At 50.3% G+C, this 17,314-nt stretch carries 13 protein-coding genes; 6 read left to right on the top strand and 7 right to left on the bottom strand.

From position 1 onward, the window contains the following. The first annotated feature begins 97 nt into the window (after window positions 1-97). The 3 genes from JRI89_00065 to JRI89_00055 all read left to right on the top strand — a co-directional run bounded on the left by JRI89_00065 (window position 98) and on the right by JRI89_00055 (window position 3,653). The gene (locus JRI89_00065; GenBank protein ID MBW2069623.1) at window positions 98-1,180 is read left to right on the top strand and encodes a sulfotransferase; all 1,083 of its coding nucleotides are present in this window, start codon (window positions 98-100) and stop codon (window positions 1,178-1,180) included. 36 nt (window positions 1,181-1,216) lie between these two features. After that, window positions 1,217-2,548: a hypothetical protein gene (locus JRI89_00060; GenBank protein ID MBW2069622.1), complete on the top strand. Its 1,332-nt coding sequence runs from the start codon at window positions 1,217-1,219 to the stop codon at window positions 2,546-2,548. 106 nt (window positions 2,549-2,654) lie between these two features. Continuing rightward, window positions 2,655-3,653, top strand: a complete 999-nt coding sequence (locus JRI89_00055) for a sulfotransferase (protein ID MBW2069621.1) — start codon at window positions 2,655-2,657, stop codon at window positions 3,651-3,653. 18 nt (window positions 3,654-3,671) lie between these two features. Here JRI89_00055 and JRI89_00050 read toward each other — a convergent pair whose 3' ends face one another. Continuing rightward, window positions 3,672-5,075, bottom strand: a complete 1,404-nt coding sequence (locus JRI89_00050; GenBank protein MBW2069620.1) for a hypothetical protein — start codon at window positions 5,073-5,075, stop codon at window positions 3,672-3,674. Between the two features lie 353 nt (window positions 5,076-5,428). Between JRI89_00050 and JRI89_00045 the strand changes: the two genes are divergently transcribed. The 3 genes from JRI89_00045 (at window position 5,429) to JRI89_00035 (ending at window position 8,863) form a co-directional block, all read left to right on the top strand. Beyond that, window positions 5,429-6,736, top strand: coding sequence for a hypothetical protein (locus JRI89_00045; protein MBW2069619.1), 1,308 nt, complete (start codon window positions 5,429-5,431; stop codon window positions 6,734-6,736). Between the two features lie 63 nt (window positions 6,737-6,799). Beyond that, on the top strand, window positions 6,800-7,927 hold the full coding sequence (locus JRI89_00040) for a sulfotransferase (protein MBW2069618.1): 1,128 nt from the start codon (window positions 6,800-6,802) through the stop codon (window positions 7,925-7,927). Window positions 7,928-7,948: 21 nt separating this feature from the next. Then, entirely contained in the window at window positions 7,949-8,863 is a 915-nt protein-coding gene (locus JRI89_00035) for a sulfotransferase (protein ID MBW2069617.1), read from the top strand. Between the two features lie 106 nt (window positions 8,864-8,969). Here JRI89_00035 and JRI89_00030 read toward each other — a convergent pair whose 3' ends face one another. The 6 genes from JRI89_00030 to JRI89_00005 all read right to left on the bottom strand — a co-directional run. Next, entirely contained in the window at window positions 8,970-10,712 is a 1,743-nt protein-coding gene (locus JRI89_00030) for an ABC transporter ATP-binding protein (GenBank protein MBW2069616.1), read from the bottom strand. A 168-nt stretch (window positions 10,713-10,880) separates the two neighbouring features. After that, window positions 10,881-12,266 carry a hypothetical protein gene (locus tag JRI89_00025; protein MBW2069615.1) on the bottom strand — a complete coding sequence of 462 codons (1,386 nt, stop codon included), beginning with the start codon at window positions 12,264-12,266 and terminating at the stop codon, window positions 10,881-10,883. A gap of 113 nt (window positions 12,267-12,379) precedes the next feature. Beyond that, the gene (locus JRI89_00020; GenBank protein ID MBW2069614.1) at window positions 12,380-13,438 is read right to left on the bottom strand and encodes a hypothetical protein; all 1,059 of its coding nucleotides are present in this window, start codon (window positions 13,436-13,438) and stop codon (window positions 12,380-12,382) included. A 33-nt stretch (window positions 13,439-13,471) separates the two neighbouring features. Next, on the bottom strand, window positions 13,472-14,866 hold the full coding sequence (locus JRI89_00015) for a hypothetical protein (protein ID MBW2069613.1): 1,395 nt from the start codon (window positions 14,864-14,866) through the stop codon (window positions 13,472-13,474). 42 nt (window positions 14,867-14,908) lie between these two features. Further along, on the bottom strand, window positions 14,909-16,846 hold the full coding sequence (locus JRI89_00010; protein MBW2069612.1) for a 1-deoxy-D-xylulose-5-phosphate synthase: 1,938 nt from the start codon (window positions 16,844-16,846) through the stop codon (window positions 14,909-14,911). Beyond that, on the bottom strand, window positions 16,840-17,314 hold a 475-nt coding region (locus tag JRI89_00005), incomplete at its 5' end, for an acylneuraminate cytidylyltransferase family protein (GenBank protein MBW2069611.1). The genes JRI89_00005 and JRI89_00010, both read right to left, overlap by 7 nt.

Raw genomic sequence — 17,314 nt, 5'->3', positions numbered from 1 at the left:
GGGGCCCCAGCATTCAGGTGGGGGGCCTCCACAGCAAATCAAGGTCTCGACAGATGTGAGGCTTGGCAATTTGACTTATAAAGAGTTGCAGGAAAAAGTGGCGAGAAGGTTGCTCGGCAACAGTGTAACGGATTCGATCATTGCCGAGGGCGGCAAGATTGGCCTGAGAAGAAGCTGCAAGCTCAGATGGCGCTTCTCGAGGCTGGACAGGGAGTTCAAGCACGGAGTCGGCTGGCTGGAGCGCTCTCTTCGTGCCTATCAGCAGCAGATATCGCCGCTTGCGGCACCGCTCGTGTTGATCTCCCAGCTAGAGTGCTCAGGAGGAGCACTTCTGACGCAGCTCCTGGACGGCCATCCCGAGTTGCACGTCCATCCAGGTGAATTGCAGATCGGCTATCCGGAAAGAGATACCTGGCCCAAGATTGACCTCGACAAGACTCCTCTTGAATGGTTCGAGATTCTGTTCGAAGACAGTGTTGTGGACTATTTTCGTGACGGTTTTGGGAAGTTGGAAAGCTGCCAGGATAGCTTCCTCTTTATCTTTCTGCCGCCTCTGCAGAGAGATCTTTTTGTGAAATACCTGCCGACATTGGACTCCATCACACTTCGTGATGTTTTCGACGCCTATATGACCTCCTACTTCGGCGCCTGGGTCAACAATCAGAATATGGTCGGTGAGAAAAGATTCATTACGGCTCTTGCCTCAGAGCTGGCTCACACTGATGAAAATATGGAGTCATATTTCGAAATTTATCCTGAAGGTCGGTTGATCTCGGTAATTCGGGAGCCACAAGATTGGTATTTTTCGGCCAGGGACTGCTGCCATGACAAATTTGCAGATCTCCGCCAAGCCCTGAGTCAATGGAACAAGAGTGCTGCGGCCGTGCTGAGAAATCGACAAAAATATGGCCAGAGGGTGTGCCTGATACTATTTGAAGACCTGCTCGAGCGCACCGAGGTCGTCATGAGGTATCTGGCAGAATTTCTGGGAGTCTGTTTTGACGATATTCTGTTGACGCCCACTTTTAACAAGAATCCTTTAAAAGAGACCAGTAATTTTGGACATGGAGAGTCCAAAATAAGGGATATCGCTCCAGAAGACTCTGGCATCATTGAAGAAATGACAGGAGAGGTGTATAAGAAAGTGCTCGAGCAGGCCGCTGCCATCTCCGGTGCTTAGCGGCGGGCAGCTAGAGCGGAGAGAGGGGTTGCCAGGATGTACCTTTTTTTTGTGAGGCACTTCAATGATATAGACCACACCGTGCCTGTTGTCTGGAAGATGCATAAGGAAAACTATCCGGTTGCCGTATACTGTATGAACCCCAGATATGATATCTCCGAGGATTATCGGCTCCGTTTCTTGCAGCAGCTGGGCGTTACTGTCAATTATCTCCACAACGAGTTTGATCAAAACCGAGGGCGTCTTCACAAGCTCTTGAGCACTCTGACGCATGCCAGCTACGGCAGGGAAAAAAGGCTTGCTTCCCTGAAACCTGGGACTGCTGATGCCTCGAGCCGTCTGCTAATAACCTTTTTTGCTCTTCTGGGCACACTGTTCTACAAGATAACGCGCCTCTTGTACTACAACAAGACATGGGCGCATAGCATACTGGTACAGACCGGCGCGCAGGCGATTTGCTTCGACTACGTCATGCCGCGGCGTTATGTGGTCAGCTCGTTCTTGAAAGCTGCCCGAGAGATGTGCATACCTACGGTGTCGCTGCCGCACGGGGTCATGCTGTATACCAATAAGAATAGCAAACCAAAGTCAACCCGCAGGAGAAGAAGGGCCAAGTTCGCCAGATTCGACTATATCCTGGTTCCCAATCGCTTGCGCAAAGAACTTTTGCTAGAGGCCGGCATTCCAGAGAACAAAATATTCGTACTCGGCAGCGCCCGCTATTGCAAAGAATGGTTGCAGCAGAACAGCAGGATTCTGCCCAGATCACTAGGAGCGGCCCAGAGTGATTCTGGGAAATTGAAGGTAGTGTTTATGCAGTCAAAGCCGCAATGCAGAATTGATTTGCAAAGAATGGCTACCACCTTTGACGTCCTGGCCCACCTTGCCGACATCCAGACGATGGTCAAACCCCATACCAGAAGCGGCGATCACAATCGACAACTAGATGAAAGCCATTTGTTGGATGCCTCCACCATCCTGACCGCCGAGTTGTGTGAATGGGCCGATGTTCTGCTGGTGGTGGGCTCAAGCGTTGTTACCGAGGCCCTCATGCAGGGAAAGCCAGCTCTTTACCTCAAGTATCTCCACAAGAACACAACTTTGTTTGAAGAGCTGGGAGCCTGTTGGCTCATAACAGACGAAGTGGAACTGCAGAGAGCATTGCGCAAGCTGCACAAGGACAAACAGGACCTGCCATATGGTGAGAAGAACGTGGCGGCATACCTGAAAGAGGTGGTCTATGGCGGCAGCAGCAACAAGGATGTGCTCGGCAGTTATCTACAATTCATTGTTGCTTGCGGTTCCAGGCCGCGCCAGAAGGTCATAACTCCTGCAAGCGTATGTGCAGGCAAGCGGCAGGCAGGCTGACAAGGATAGTTGCGGAAAGAACAGGGCAGAAAAAGTGCTCTCCCCGGGTGCTGCAGAAAATAGGGAAAAAGGCAGGGCGTATTTGCCGGGTCACTCCAGGTCCAAAATGATCAGGAAGCTTTGTAATGACAAGGAACTGCAATTGGAGTACTTGCAGCAAACCTGCCTGCAGCACATTTTAGCCGTTACTGAACCGCTCGTTCTCATTTCTCAGATCCAGCGCTCGGGCGGCTCGCTCCTGAGTCAACTATTTGATGGACATCCGCAGATACACGCTCATCCACACGAGCTGATGCTGGGCTATAAGAAAAAGTACATCTGGCCAAGAATTGATCTCAACGATTCACCTGAGCGCTGGTTTACAGTTCTCTTTGAAAGGATGGTCCTGGAACATTCCCAGAAGGGCTACAAGAAAGGACGGCGGGACAAGGAAGCCTTTGCCTTCTTTTTTGTGCCCTCTCTGCAGAAGGAAATCTTCTTGGCGTGCCTCAAGTCCAGGGGAACTCGAACATTGCGTCAGGTCTTCGATGCCTATATGACCTCTTATTTTGGTGCCTGGATAAACAATCAGAACATGCACGGCCGCAAGAAGATTGTGACCGCTTTTACCCCCAGACTGTCTGAGCACAGGGACAACGTGGCTCGCTTTTTTGACGTCTATCCAGATGGCCGCTTGATCACCATTGTCCGGGATCCCAAGAACTGGTATCCGTCTGCCCTGCGACACGTGCCAGAAAAATACGGAGACCTCAAGCAGGCCGTCAGCCAGTGGAACAACAACACCCGGGCAGCAATTTTGAACAAGAAGCACTATGGCGAGCGCATGTGCATCATTGCCTTTGAAGACCTGCTCGCCAAGGCTGAGGCTGTGATGCATCATCTGGCCGAGTTCCTGGATATAGAATTTGCTGATATTCTCTTGCTGCCAACCTTTAACAAGTTTCCGATCAAAGCCCACACGAGCTTCGAAGCGACCAGGGCTGGTATCTTGTCCGGTCCGCTGTCCAGGTACGAAACACTGACAGGACAACAGTTGCGGGCCATTGAAGGCATGACGGCGGAGACCTATGCAGAGGTCATGGCTCTAGCGGCGGTCTTTGATTGAAGCAGAAAAACAGCAACCTCAAGGAGTGATACGGAAGAGGGTGGGGTGAAGCTGTTCTACCTGGAGTTGGCGGCTCTCCCCCAGCACTTTCTGAAATCTGGCAATCCGCTCGTGCAACTCTGGCAGGGGAACAGCCGGATTTTTTTTGCGCTGGTGTTCGAGGGACCTGCTAGCATCCTTGCGCACCGACTTGGTCCAGCGCCGTAAGCGGCGTTTGTTCGCTCGATACCAACCCTCCAGGCGAGCTGCCGCGGGGGGTTTGGGCGACTCTGGCAGGGAGTGCACCATTTTTTCGAGTACATCGACGATCCTCTCACCAGCGAGCGGCCCATGATAAGCTGCCAGATGATGCTCCATCATTGCCCTGGCTTCCTGGCCCTCTACGATGCCGAGCTCCCCAGCCAGGATCTTTTGTAGAGTCTGCTGCAATTCATCGAAATTGAAACACTGATGGCTGAGTGTGTTCGGCAAGCGATAGAAACCGTAGTCGTAGACTTCGTTGGTGACTGCTCGATAGCTGATGGCGGGAACGCCGATGACATAGGCCTCGACGCTGGTGGTGCAGCCATTGTGAATGAGCGCCCTGCAGGCCAGCAGCCAGGGCACCACGTTGCCCTGGTTGGTCACCTGCACCCTTTTGCATTCTCTGGCGATGCGGTGATATATTTCCTGGCTTTCCACCGGGTGAGGACGAACAATGATGGTGGTATCTGGAAAGGCCCTGTCCAGAGCAGGGATCATTTTCTGAAATTGTTCGAAGACAGCCTGCTTGTGCAGCTGCAACCCTTCGGCATATTCTCGCGGCATGCCCCTGGCGGCGCGGCCGAACCTGGGGGCCTCACCAGGTTTGTCCGGGGGTAGGAACAGCTTGCGGATGGGCGAAAAGGCATTGACGTGATTGAAATTGGTGTTGATGAGGATGAAATCGCCAAATTGGTCCCTGATTTCACTGACCGCCTTGTCATAAAACGGCTGGATTTCAGGGCGCAGCAGATCATTGCGAGGGTTTCCCGTAACATGAATAGGCATGTGCGCCGGCATGGCGGGATACTGGCGCCAGAGCTCGGCGTTGTCCTTGCCCCAGGCGAACAGCTGAGACACGCAGGCAATGGAGTCAGGCGAGAGCCGCCGAGAAAAGTAAATCTCGGCCGGCAGATGGACCAGGGCGTCTTCGTCCCAGGCAGTGATTTCATGGCCGAGCTGACGGGCAATGCGCAGAAACTTGCTGTGGCCGTGCAGCAGTGATTTGGCGAGATAGATGCTTTTCGGGTAAGTTGCAATGCGAGCTTCCAGCTCCCGCTTGGAGCCGATAATAGAGGAAAGGCCGCGGTTGGCAGCAATGCAAGCCAGCAAGAGTTTGGCATCCAGTTCACGTACCTGGTTTTCCACCGGAATCAACAAAAACGGTCTCTTCGACGTCATGCCTTGCTTGTTCTCCTTCTACTTTTTTACTCTGCTGGAGACATCTGTATTTTACCTACATCTTTCCTAATTGATAGAGAAAATTCATTTACCACAAGATTCAGCCGCATTTCAAGGAAAGGTGAGAAGAAATATGTCCAGAGAAGCAGAACATGATTTCGTTGGCTTATAGCTGCTATCCATGTTCACAATCAGCTTCTACAGCCGTTTTCAAACAAATTGCTGAGTTTCAGTACCACTGGCAGCTCACACAGGTATTGAAAAAAAATCGGTCCCTTCCTATGATGTAGGGCATTCCAAGAGATTCCAACCGTCCGTGGCTACACTTTGAGAAGAGTTGTCAGAGGGTTAACATGTATATGTTTTTTGTAAGAGAATTCAATGATATTGATCACATCACACCTGTGGTGTGGAAAATGAATTTGGATAATTTTCCGGTTGCCGTCTACTGTCTGAATCCAGAATATGACATCCGAGGTGATTATCGTTTGGAATTCTTGAGAAAGAGCGGAGTCAACGTCAATTATATCTTTGACGAGTTTGCCCAGGGTTTGGGTCCAGTGCACCGTTTACTGCGACTGCTCAGCAGAACCTGCTTTGCAGTTGTCAACAGAGCGGACAATAAATCTCACGTTTTAACTCCCCTGTTTTCCATATCAAGAAACCGTCTTCGGAAAATCGGCAAGAAAATATACAGATATTCGAGAAGAAAATTTTATGATGTTTCCTGGGCCCGCAGCATCATTGAACAAACAGGGACAAAGGTCATGTGTTTCGACCATGTAAAACCAAAGAGATTTGTAGTCAAAGTGCTCTTGAAAGCGGCAAGAGAAAAAAAGGTGCCTACAATTGCCCTTCCTCACGGTGTCTTTATATATACCAATAATTTCGTTAGAATAGGTTCGACAGAGGACAGTAGATACGATAAATTCAATCGCTTTGATGCTATTGTTACGCAAAATAATCTGCGCAAAGAAGTATTGGCTCGAGCAGGAGTTGACAGAGATAAGATTTTTGTGCTGGGCAGTACCCGTTATTGTAAGGAGTGGATGAGACAGAACAAAAGCATCCTCCCGAGGACTGCGAAATTGCCAACAGAGGACCGACAAGGATTAAAAGTTGTTTTCATGACAACTAGATTTGCATACCGAATCGATGTGGACAGGATGCTGAAAACATTCGACATCCTGGCAGGGATCGAGGGGATTGACGTGGTGGTCAAGCCTCACACTCGCACCGGCAAGGAGGCAATTGTTTATGAAGAGATGCCGCTTGCCAATGTTGCCGAGATTTCCTCTGTGGAGTTATGTGAATGGGCGGATGTTATGCTGGTTATTGGCTCGAGTATCCTCATCGAATCTCTGGTCCAGCATAAACCAGTTCTCTATCTAAAATACCTCCATGAAAACATTACCCAGTACGAGGAACTGGGGGCCTGCTGGATTATCCATGATGAGGTTGAATTGCAGAACGCCCTGGCGTCATTGCAGAAAGACAGGGCTGCCCTGCCCTATACTGAGGAGAATGTGGCTAGATTCCTCTCGGAGATCATTTATGGGGGCGCAGAGGAAAGAGACGTGCTCGGAGATTACCAGGCTTTCATCGTGAACATGGCGGCAGATAGGTCGTTTTCAACAACTGCACACTCTGATGTGCTGTAGCCCATTAAAGAGGTGGTCAGGTGACAGAGTCGGCTTTAATAAGAGACAGCCGGCATAAATGCTATGATTTATCAAGAATTTTTGACAAAAATTTCGCAGAAGACATTGGGGCGCAGTGCTACAGACGCCATGATTGCCAGAGACGGCAAAATTACTTTCAAGCGTTTTCGCAAGCAGAGGCGCCGCCTCAATGAACTGAAAAGGGAATTTCGCTGTCGCAGTGATCAGTTAAAGGCCTTGCAGCGGTCGTGCGCAGCACACATGCAAACTGTGGAGTCGCCTCTTGTCCTTATCTCTCAGCTCCAGCGTTCCGGTGGCACGCTGTTGAGCCAGCTCTTCGATGGTCATCCTGAAGTTCATGCCCACCCCCACGAGCTGAAAATTGGTTTTCCAACAAAATACGTGTGGCCTGAATTTCATCTTGATGAAGAACCAGAACGGTGGCTGCAAGTCCTGTTCGAGCCGGTTGTTCTGAAGCATTTCAAAAGCGGCTACAAAAAGCAGAAAAACATGGATGAAACGTTTCTGTTTCTGTTCCTGCCAGCTGTTCAAAAGGAGCTCTTTTTGCGACATCTGGGCGAACTGGCTTCAGTTACCCAACGGGATGTGTTCAATGCTTACATGACCTCCTATTTCGGGGCCTGGCTCAACAACCAGAACAGTGCTGGCCAGAAAAAATTCATCATTGCTTTCACTGCCAGGCTGGCCATGGATGAGAGCAATGTAAAATCGTTCTTCGAAATCTACCCTGACGGTCGGCTGATATCCATCATCAGAGATCCCAAGAACTGGTATCCTTCAGCAGCAAGGCACAAGCCTTCGATTTATGGCAATATCAGGGAATCATTGCAGTTGTGGAGAGAGAATGCCGAGGCAATGCTCCGCAACAAAGCACTGTATGGCGAGCGCGTCTGTGTTCTGACGTTCGAAGATTTAATACTACACACTGAAGCAGTCATGCGTTTTTTAGCCGACTTTTTGCAGATTGCTTTTGATGATTGCCTGTTGATTCCTTCATTCAACAAATTCCCTATCAGGGCCAACACCTCGTTCAAAGACCAGCAAGCCGGGATCATCGAAAGCACACTAAACAGATACAAGACATTGACGCAGGAACAGTTACAAATTATTGCAGATATGACGACTGGGCTGTATAGAGAAGTATTGAAGATCTGTTCGAAAATATCGTGAATTTCAGCAAGCTACCCTGCCATGAGCCGAATAGAAGCCAAAAGGCCTTATCGAGATCCTGTGTTTGTCGTGGGGATGCCCAGGTCCGGCACCACATTGATCCAGGGAATCCTGTGCAACACAGGATATTATTTCCCAGTGCCCGAGACCCACTTTTTTTCGCGGGTGGGGTATGGCTTGCCTGAACAGTTAGATGAAAAAAACAGGAAGAAAATACAGCATCTTTTAAAGAAAAAAGCAAGAATCGAAGTAGATGAAGAAATTATCTGCAGTCTAGAGTCGCAAAAAGAAATATTTGAATATATTATTGATATATTTAATGAAGAGAACAAGAATACTTTCCTAGAGAAAACCCCCAGGCATGTATTTTTTTATTCAAAGATACTTCATTATTACCCGACGGCTAAATTTATCTGCATGATTCGTGAGCCGAAAAATGTGGTCAGTTCACAAAAAACTAGGACCAAGATTGAAAGGAAATCAATAACACGGCTAGCCCTTCTATATAACAAAATTGCCGCAGCTATAATACAAATCAAAAATGAAAACAATGTATTTCTAGTTAGGTATGAAGATTTAACTTCTGAAACAGAAAAAGTTGTTCACAATCTATGGCAGTTCTTGGATATCCCGTTTGGCGGCCAGGGAGTTCCTGATATTGCCGCCCCGGAGAAGATTGTCCAGGAACATGAATTCTGGAAAAGAAAAAACATTGAGCTGAATGAAATCGTCAGAAATGATCCCGACAAATGGCAGGCGGCGCTTACTGTCGACCAGGCTCATCTGGTAAGCTCTATCACGAGGAATTATGCCAGGCAATTTGGCTATGACGTGCGGCCCAGTTATATTCTTGCCTGCGGCGGCCTTCTGCGGGATATACCGAACTTGTTCTCCCAGAGAGAGAGAAAGAGATTGTTTTCCAAATTGCACGGCTAGATACTATGGTGATAATAGTATTGATTTATGCAGGTAACGTCTTGGCATGAAGTCATTCCAGGTGGGAAATTATACCAGCACCCCTGGAGCTGGATTTTGATTGTTCTCAAGGTGTTTTCTTGACTGCACAGCCTGTCTGCGGTTTCTCGTCAGAGCTAACATTGACTTCTTGCAAGACAGCATCGCTCTTGGCAATTATGCTTACAGGGACCACTGTGCCGTTCTGCACCCGGTAGGCCTGGTCGGCAACCTCCAGTACAGCAGGCTGGTGGGAGATTGCCAGGATCGTAAGATCACCCCGGAGCCTTCGCAGGGTAGCACAGATGGCCGCTTCACTTTTCGGATCGAGGGCGGTGGTGGCCTCGTCCAAAATGAGCAACTCGGGCTGGTGTACGAGTGCCCGGGCTATAGCAACGCGCTGCCGCTGGCCTCCGGACAATCTCAGGCCACGCTGTCCCACGGAACTGTACATCCCCTTGGGCATCGTGGCAACGAAGTCCCAGACCTCGGCCTTCTTCAAGGCTTCACGCACCTCTTTTTCAGTGACGTTCGGATCTCCGAGAGTGACGTTGATGAAAATGGAATCGTGCAGCAGAATAGGCTCCTGGGACACATAACCGATCATGCGCCGCCACTGGCGAATGTCCACTTCGGCCAGCGGCAGGTCGTCTATCCAGATCTCACCTTTCTGTGGACGCAAGAGCCCGATCACCAGATCCACAATGGTGGTTTTTCCAGCTCCCGACGGCCCAACAATTGCGGTGATCTTTCCAGCCGGGAAGGTAAGGGAGGCATTGTCGAGGATGTTGTGTTCACCGTAGGCAAATGTCACCTCCTGCAACCGAATGGCATGCCTCAGCACTGGCTTCTGCTGGCCGAGGTTCTTCTCTCGCATATTACGGGCCGTCTCAATGGTTTTGGTCATTGTCCAGTAACCGACTTCCTGGATGCTCATCAGCTGGTACTGCTTCTGAATCTTGCCCAACTTGCTCAGGATGCGGCGCAACAGCACTATCAAGATCAACACGGTGCTCGCTGCCATATGCCAGACAGCGATTGCCACGTAAATGGCAATGAGCAGAAAGGTTACCAGCATTATTTCCTGATAGGCTGACAAAGACTCTTTGCTTATAATTTCCCTCTGCAAAGCCTTTTTCAGTTTGTTGGTCTTGGAAATGAGAACAGCTTCCGCCCGGTCCTCGCGCGCCATGGCTTTGAGTGGTTTCATGGATTGAATTGTGTCCACAAAAAAAGACGACAGAGATCGCCTCAGCTTCACCTGACGGCGGCCGGCTTTTCTGGCTTTCTTGACGAAGTGGTTCAGGGGATACCAGATCAGGACGCCGGCAGCCAGGGCGACCAATGTTGCCTTCCAGGAAACCATCATGGCCACACCTATATAGATCATTGTGTGGATGACGACAACAATCATGGAAACGCCGGCTGCGTATGCTTTGGCTGTCTGAGCTGTCTCGCCGCCCATGGCTGACGATAGCCTGCCGATTGGCTGGGACAGATGAAACTCCCACCCCGCCATAATGAAGGCCTTTAACGCCTGGTGGCGCAAATCAGTGGTTAACTGTGCCACTGTATAGCCGACGCGTTTGTTAGCGAACAACACCAGCAGGGTTTTGATCAGGAAGGTAAAAAAGATGAGGATGAGCAAAAATTCCAGCGTTGGCGTAAAGCCGAGCCAGTCAAAAATATGCTGGATCATCTGCTCGGCCTGCGTGGCCTTTTTCCCGGCTGCTGCTCCGGAGCCGCCCAGTGTAATGGTAAGCAGCGGCAGCATCGCCGATATACCAATACCCTCGGCAATGCCGGCAAAGAGGAGAGCTATCAGCAGCATGATGGTCTGCCCAGGATACCGCCGAAAGATGATAAGTAAAAAGCGCATCTTCTCTAATCTTGATAGTGTCTAAAAATCAGCAGTGACCTAATACGGCCCGACCCCCAGATTAGCACATTTTCCAATTTTTGGGACTGTTATCTACTGCTGCTATATGAGGTGACAATTCTAGGAGCTGATTTGGAAGATTTGTTCGGCCAGCTGCTTTACCCTTATGTTACTGTCGATCTTCAATACTTCCAGCATCTTGTCAACTTGCTTCTGTAATTCCTCTAGTGCTATGCCCGGATAGCGATGCCGGCGGAGTTCAGTTTTTCGATGCTTCTTCTTCAGACGATGGTTGACGGCCAGGTACCGACCATGTAACCTGTCGCGAATCCCCGCCCTGGAGAAGTTTGGCCGGCTTTCGACAGTCTTTTCCAGAACGTCAACTATGCGATGACTGGCTAGAGGGCCGTCCTGAGCAGCCAGGTAGTGATCAAGGAGTTCTCTTATTTTTGCTCCATCTGGCGGTCCCAATTCGCCGGCAAGTATTCTACTCAGCGTCTGGCACAGCTGCTCGAAGTTGAGACACTGGTGACTGAGGGAATTTGGTAGATGGTAAAAACCAGCGTCATAAAGCTCGTTCAAAACGGGACAATAGCTGATTGCTGGCAGTCCCATCGAGTGCGCCTCAACAGCTGTAGTACAACCATTATGAATGAGCGCTTTGGCCGCCAGCATCCAGAGAACAACATTACCATCATTGGTCACAATGATCCGTTTGCATCTGGCGGCGATGTTATGATAAATTCGCTGATCTTCAACCGGATGTGGTCTGACGATGATGGTGTAATCTGGGAAAGCCTGCTCCAGTAAAGGAATGGCTTCCTGGAAAGCGTGGAAAAGCTTCTTTTTATGTTCGTGAAGCCCCACTGCATACTCCAACGTCATGCCGCTGCCCCCCCTGCCGAGTATCGGTGCTGCTGCTTCATCTTGTGAGGGCTGCAATATATTCAGAAAGGGGTAAAAGGCATTCACATGTTTGAAGTTGGTATTGAGCAGTATGTAGTTGCCGTATTTCTCCTGCAGAGCAGCAGCTTCCTGTTCATAGAAAGCTCGCAATTCTGATCTCAACAGGTCGAAGCGCGGATTGCCTGTGATTTGAATTGGCGTATCGGACGACAGGTGAGGATAGCGGCGCCACAAGTGAAAATTATCCTTTCCCCAGGCAAACAGGTGCGAAACCCAGCGAAATGCCTTGGGAGAAAGCCTTCGTGAATAGTACATTGCAGAAGGTAAGCGCACCAGGGCTTCCTCGTCCCAGGCAACTATTTCAAAGCCGAGCTTGCATAGAATTCTAAAGAATCTCGCATTTCCAGATTTCAGCCGATAAGCAAGATAAAACCCCTTTGGAAAAGAAGAAATCTGCGATTCGATTTCCGTATTAGGCCCTATGTAAGCAGAAAATCCCCGTGCAGCTGCAATACAGGCAAGGAGCATCTTGGCATCAAATTCACGCCACTGGCTCTCAACGGGAATAATCAGGGAAACTTTTTTATGGATCCTTTTCACTGTTGCCCTTCAGCTCAGTTCACTGTCTACTTGATATCATGTCATCAATGCGATCGAGTGATTAGCGGTTAACTTTATTCTTGGCTACTCCAGTAAATCCTGCTGAACTATATTCAAACACCAATTTTATGCCATGAAATTAACGAGGTTGGATTAAACGGGTTCTTGCCATACAGATTTATCATTTCCGTGTCGATTTTAATTAAACCTTCGCTCTGCATCTCTTTTAATACTGCTACCAGATTGGCATTATAGTCTTTGGCAAATGAATACATTGCAGCATTGGTTGAGACTTTATCACTCCTGCCAATATCACTTTTCTCTATGTCGATTCCAAATTTTCCGCCTATATTTACCACACCAATACCAAATCGTGAGAATGTCCATCTATCAATTTTTTCCAGTCTATGCCTAAATTTGGATCTATTTTCTTTCCAGTGACTGGGCTTCAAATGAAGTCGTTGACTCGCTACGGCTTCATCATATTGCCAACCGACAGGTTCAGCATGATAGCAATAACATTGGTTCGACACCTCTAACATTTCTGTAAAGACAGCCCTGTCTATTTGAGGAATCTGTTCAATCGAATGAGCGGTAATAAACAGCACATTTTTCTTGGGTGAAAGGAATGAGAAATCAGGCTTATAGTAGTCAAAATATTCTATTGACATTGGGAATTCATCTCTTAATTTTAGTAATTCTTGACAGGCTTTCCTCCCTGAATCGGTAAACTCACACGAAAAAAATCTTAGCCGTTTTCTCAGAGCGGGTTCAAGTTTATAGGCAAGCAAAAATAGATTTATGCCAATACCGCTGCCGAGTTCAATTACATAATCAAGTTGATTTTCTTTTTCCTGGACAAACTCTGCCAATATATCGATAAAATTATAGTCTAGGATTGTATTTAAAGGCACAATCCTGTATTCACCATTTTGGACTACCAGACGTTCTCTAGGCAGTTGATTCCTTTTCATAGGAATCCCTAATTTCTTGTGAAAATCACGAAAGAATTTTTTCTCGAAACGTTTATGCACCTTATTCTTAAGTAGATTATCTAAAATATCGATCAGATGCTTATCTTTGTTGATTATATCGCTTTGCATAATCTTTAAAGCATCATTCCAGGTGTCTTCGTATGATTCCTTTGACTTGAGTGCAGTTCTTTTTTTCATGCGTTTGAGCTCCGGGATTTTGCAGGCTCTTTCTCAGGGGCTGATTAGAAAAAGGACTGGGGAAATCGTCTCCACTGTCAACTGCCGATCATCGCCCAGCAGTTCCTGGAAGCGGGAAATCCTCTGCTGCAACTCTGCCATAGAGATCCCCGGGTAGCGATGCTGCTGGAATTCCGGCCGATTGTGCGAACCGGGCAGGTGATACTTCAGGTTGCGGGCCACCTGCAACCCGGCGGAGACAGTGCGGCGCACCAGGGTGTTGCTGCTATTCGAGTCCAACCCTGCAGCCAGCATTTCTTCGATCACATCCAGCATACGTTCACAGCCCAGGGGCCCATGGCGGGCCGCCAGGTAATGGGCGATGATGGCCTGGCGATCGTCGTCGCCGGCAACTTCGAGTTGGCCAGCCAGCGCCTTTTCCAGGGTGTCCCGCAGCTGTTCGAAGCTGAAACACTGATGGCTGAGCAGATTGGGCAATCGGTAAAAACCCAGGTCATAGCGTTCGTCAATGGTGGCCCGGTAGCTCAGGGCCGGTACGCCCATAAGGTAGGCCTCCACTCCTGTAGTACAGCCGTTGTGCACCAGGGCCCGGGCGGCCATCAGCCAGGGCACCACATTGCCGTCATTGGTAACCTCCACCCGCTTGCAGCTGGCAGCGATCGTGCGGTAAATCTCGTGACTTTCAGTGGGATGGGGGCGGACCACGATGTTGAAATCTGGAAAAGCGAGGTCCAACATTGGTATCAATCTCTGGAAGTCCTCGAAGACCGCCTGCTTGTGATCTCGCAGCCCCTCGGCATATTCTCGAGTCATGCCCCGCGCTGCCCGGCCGAATCGAGGCTTGCCTGTAGGCAGTTTGGCCGGCTTGAACAGGTTGAGATCCGGTCCAAAGGCATTGACATGGTTAAAATTGGTGTTGACCAGGATGAAATCACCGTATCTTTTCTGTAGATTGTCGACTTCTTGCTGGTAGAAGCCGCAGATATCGGAGCGCAGCATGTCGCTGCGCGGATTGCCGGTAATGTGAATCGGCAGGTCTGCAGGCAGATGAGGATAATGTTCCCACAGCTCAGCATTGTCCTTACCCCAGGCGAACAGACGAGAGACGTACCTGATGGCCCTGGGATCCAGCCTGCGGGAATAGTAGATTTCCGGGGGCAGGTGTACCAGTGCTTCTTCGTCCCAGGCAACGATTTCATGCCCCAGCTTTCTGGCAGCCCGGAAAAACAACAGGCTGCGTACGGTCATGCTCTTGGAAAGATATATGCTGGGAGGGAAGGAATCGATGTGAAACTCCATCTCCCGGCGGGAGCCCACAACCGAGGAATAACCTCTTCTGGCTGCCACGCAGGCCAGCAGCAGCTTGGGGTCCAGTTCGCGCACCTGGTTTTCCACCGGTATGAGCAACAGGGCCTTGTTTACTGCCATGGATCTACCATACTCCCGGAATTCGAGTAGAGAATCTTAGCATCATTTGCTGGCATTTTGCAGTATGCCGGCAATCCGCCGCGACAGGGATGCGCCATCCAGACCATGGTGTTGTAGAACTTCTGGTGGTGTTCCACAAGCAGGAAAGTCGTCGACAGCAAAATTGACCAGATGCTTGTCCAGCAAGAGGCCTGCAGCAGCAGCCCCCTTGAGCAGGCAGTCTCCCAGGCCGCCGTAGGGAGCATGGTTGTCAAGGACGAAGACCTTGCTGCATCCCCAGGTCACTTCTTGGAACCAGTCCCTGTCCAGTCGGTTCAACCAGGGCATGTCAATCACTTTCAGATGGATGCCCTGTTCTGCCAGGATCTCACTGGCAACCAGTGCCTCGTGGAGGAGCACGGGCCCATAGCCGAAAAGTACAGCGTCGCTGCCGTCCCGTAGTACAGTCCCCCTGCCGTAGAAAAAGCGATAATTTTCTGGCAGAGCAATGGTTCTGGGTGAAGGCGAAATCACCAGCCGCAGCATGCAGTTCTCTGCTGCTTCCATGACGCACCACTCCAGAGCTTGTTTGGTCTCCACTGCATTGCACGGCTCTATTATAGTGCAGTTGGGCAGGGCGCCGAACAGGGAGACATCGCGCAGACTCTGGTGGGATTTGCCGGGGCCGGCGGGGATGAGCCCGGCGTAATGGCAAACGTAGATGATCTTGGTGTGTTCGGTAGCATTGTTATAGATTTGCTCATTGGCGCGTGAGGCGAGGAATACGCCGAATGAGTTCACTATGGGCAGCAGTCCCTGGAGCGCCAGGCCGCCAGCAGTAGAGACCATGTCCTGCTCGGCGATGCCGTTTTCGATGAACCGTTCAGGAAAGGTGGTTTCAAAGGCGCGCAAGCCACAGTCGGCAGACAGGTCGGCATCCAGAACCACCAGGTCTTTCCTGCGGCCACCCAACTCTACCAGGGCCTCCCCGTAAGCGTTGACTACTTTTTCAGCGGTATCCTTCAGCCTGGTTCTGTGTTTTTCTCTCCTTTCTATGACCCGGGTCGCCAAAGGCGCCAGACCAAGCCTCTGTAATCTTTCCTGCAACCGCTGCAACATCTCTTGATAGCCCGCTTCAAAGGCCTCATCATCCGGTGCTCCCGCATGCCAGCTGTAAAGACCTTTGCCCTCTCTCAAGGCGGTTGGTCCTTCCATAAAAGAAACGCCCTTGCCCTTTATGGTATCTGCAATGAGAACCTTTGGCCTGTCTCCAATTTGTTGCAATGCTGCGAATGCTGCCTGGAGTGCTGCAAAATCGTGTCCGCTGCAGCGCTCCACGTGCCAGCCGAAGGTGGCAAACTTCTTCTCCAGATCGCCAAGTTCGACAATTTCCTCAACGGGTTTGTCCGTCTGAATCTTGTTGAAGTCGATGATAACATTGATGTTGCTAACTTTTTGATGCACTGCAGTCTGCAGTGACTCCCATATCTGACCTTCCTGGAGTTCCCCGTCTCCTGTCATGACGAACACCCGGCCGCCAGCGCCCTGGTAGTGCTTGGCCAGGGCCATGCCTTTGGCCTTGGAGATGCCCATGCCCAGGGAGCCGGAATTCGCTTCTATGCCCGGCACACTCACATCCGGATGGCCGTGGGTGCCCCCGAGACGCCGCAGCTTTATGAACTGCTCCTCCGGCAGGATGCCGAGGGCATAGAGAACGGCATAGTGGCCGGGGACGTCATGGCCTTTTGAAGAGAAGTAGATGTCCCGGTCTGGGTGGTCCAGACCCAGTTCCACGGTGTTCATTACCGAGTAGTAGAGCAGGGTGACGATATCAAGAGAACTGAAGCTGGAGCCAAGATGACCGGAGCCTGCCTTTTTCACCGTGGCCAGTGCATTTGCCCTGCACATATCGGCAAGAAGTGCCAGTTTGTCATAGTTGTCGATGCCTGCCTGCTGAATTCTTTGAAATTCTTTTCTGGGAATAAGCCTGATTTCTAGCATTTATTCGACAGCTCCTCGAGGGGATAAGGGGATCGCTCTATGAACGGCAGCTCGGCCCTGCCTTGCCGAACCAGTTCCTGGGCGATTCTCCAGTCGTAGTCTGTATTGAGGTCGAAGCCCTCGTACTCCTTGGTAAGAAATGGCATCAAGACATTGCCGGCAATGGTTCCCTCCTCAAAGACCACCCGCGACCAGGCAATCTCCAGGCTGGCATTCTGGACATACACCTCGGGCAGCGACTGATACTGACTGCTATGCCAGGGCTGCTCAGGCGGGCTGAGCGGCAGCAGGGGCATCATCCTTTTTCCTCGAATCACCCACATCTTGCCTGGGTGCTGGCTGCACTTTTCCACGGCCCTGAGAGAATCAACCCCTTCTTCCTCGAGAAACTCCTGCCAGGCCCGCTGAATGGTCTGCGGCAGCCGAAATGGGCTTGTGGGCCGCAGTATGCTGAAACAGTCGTATTGC

The sequence above is a fragment of the Deltaproteobacteria bacterium genome (assembly GCA_019309045.1).
GTDB lineage: Bacteria > Desulfobacterota > Syntrophobacteria > BM002 > BM002 > JAFDGZ01.
The sequence above is the reverse complement of the archived record's forward strand: the minus strand, read 5'-3'. Positions and strand labels throughout refer to the sequence as shown.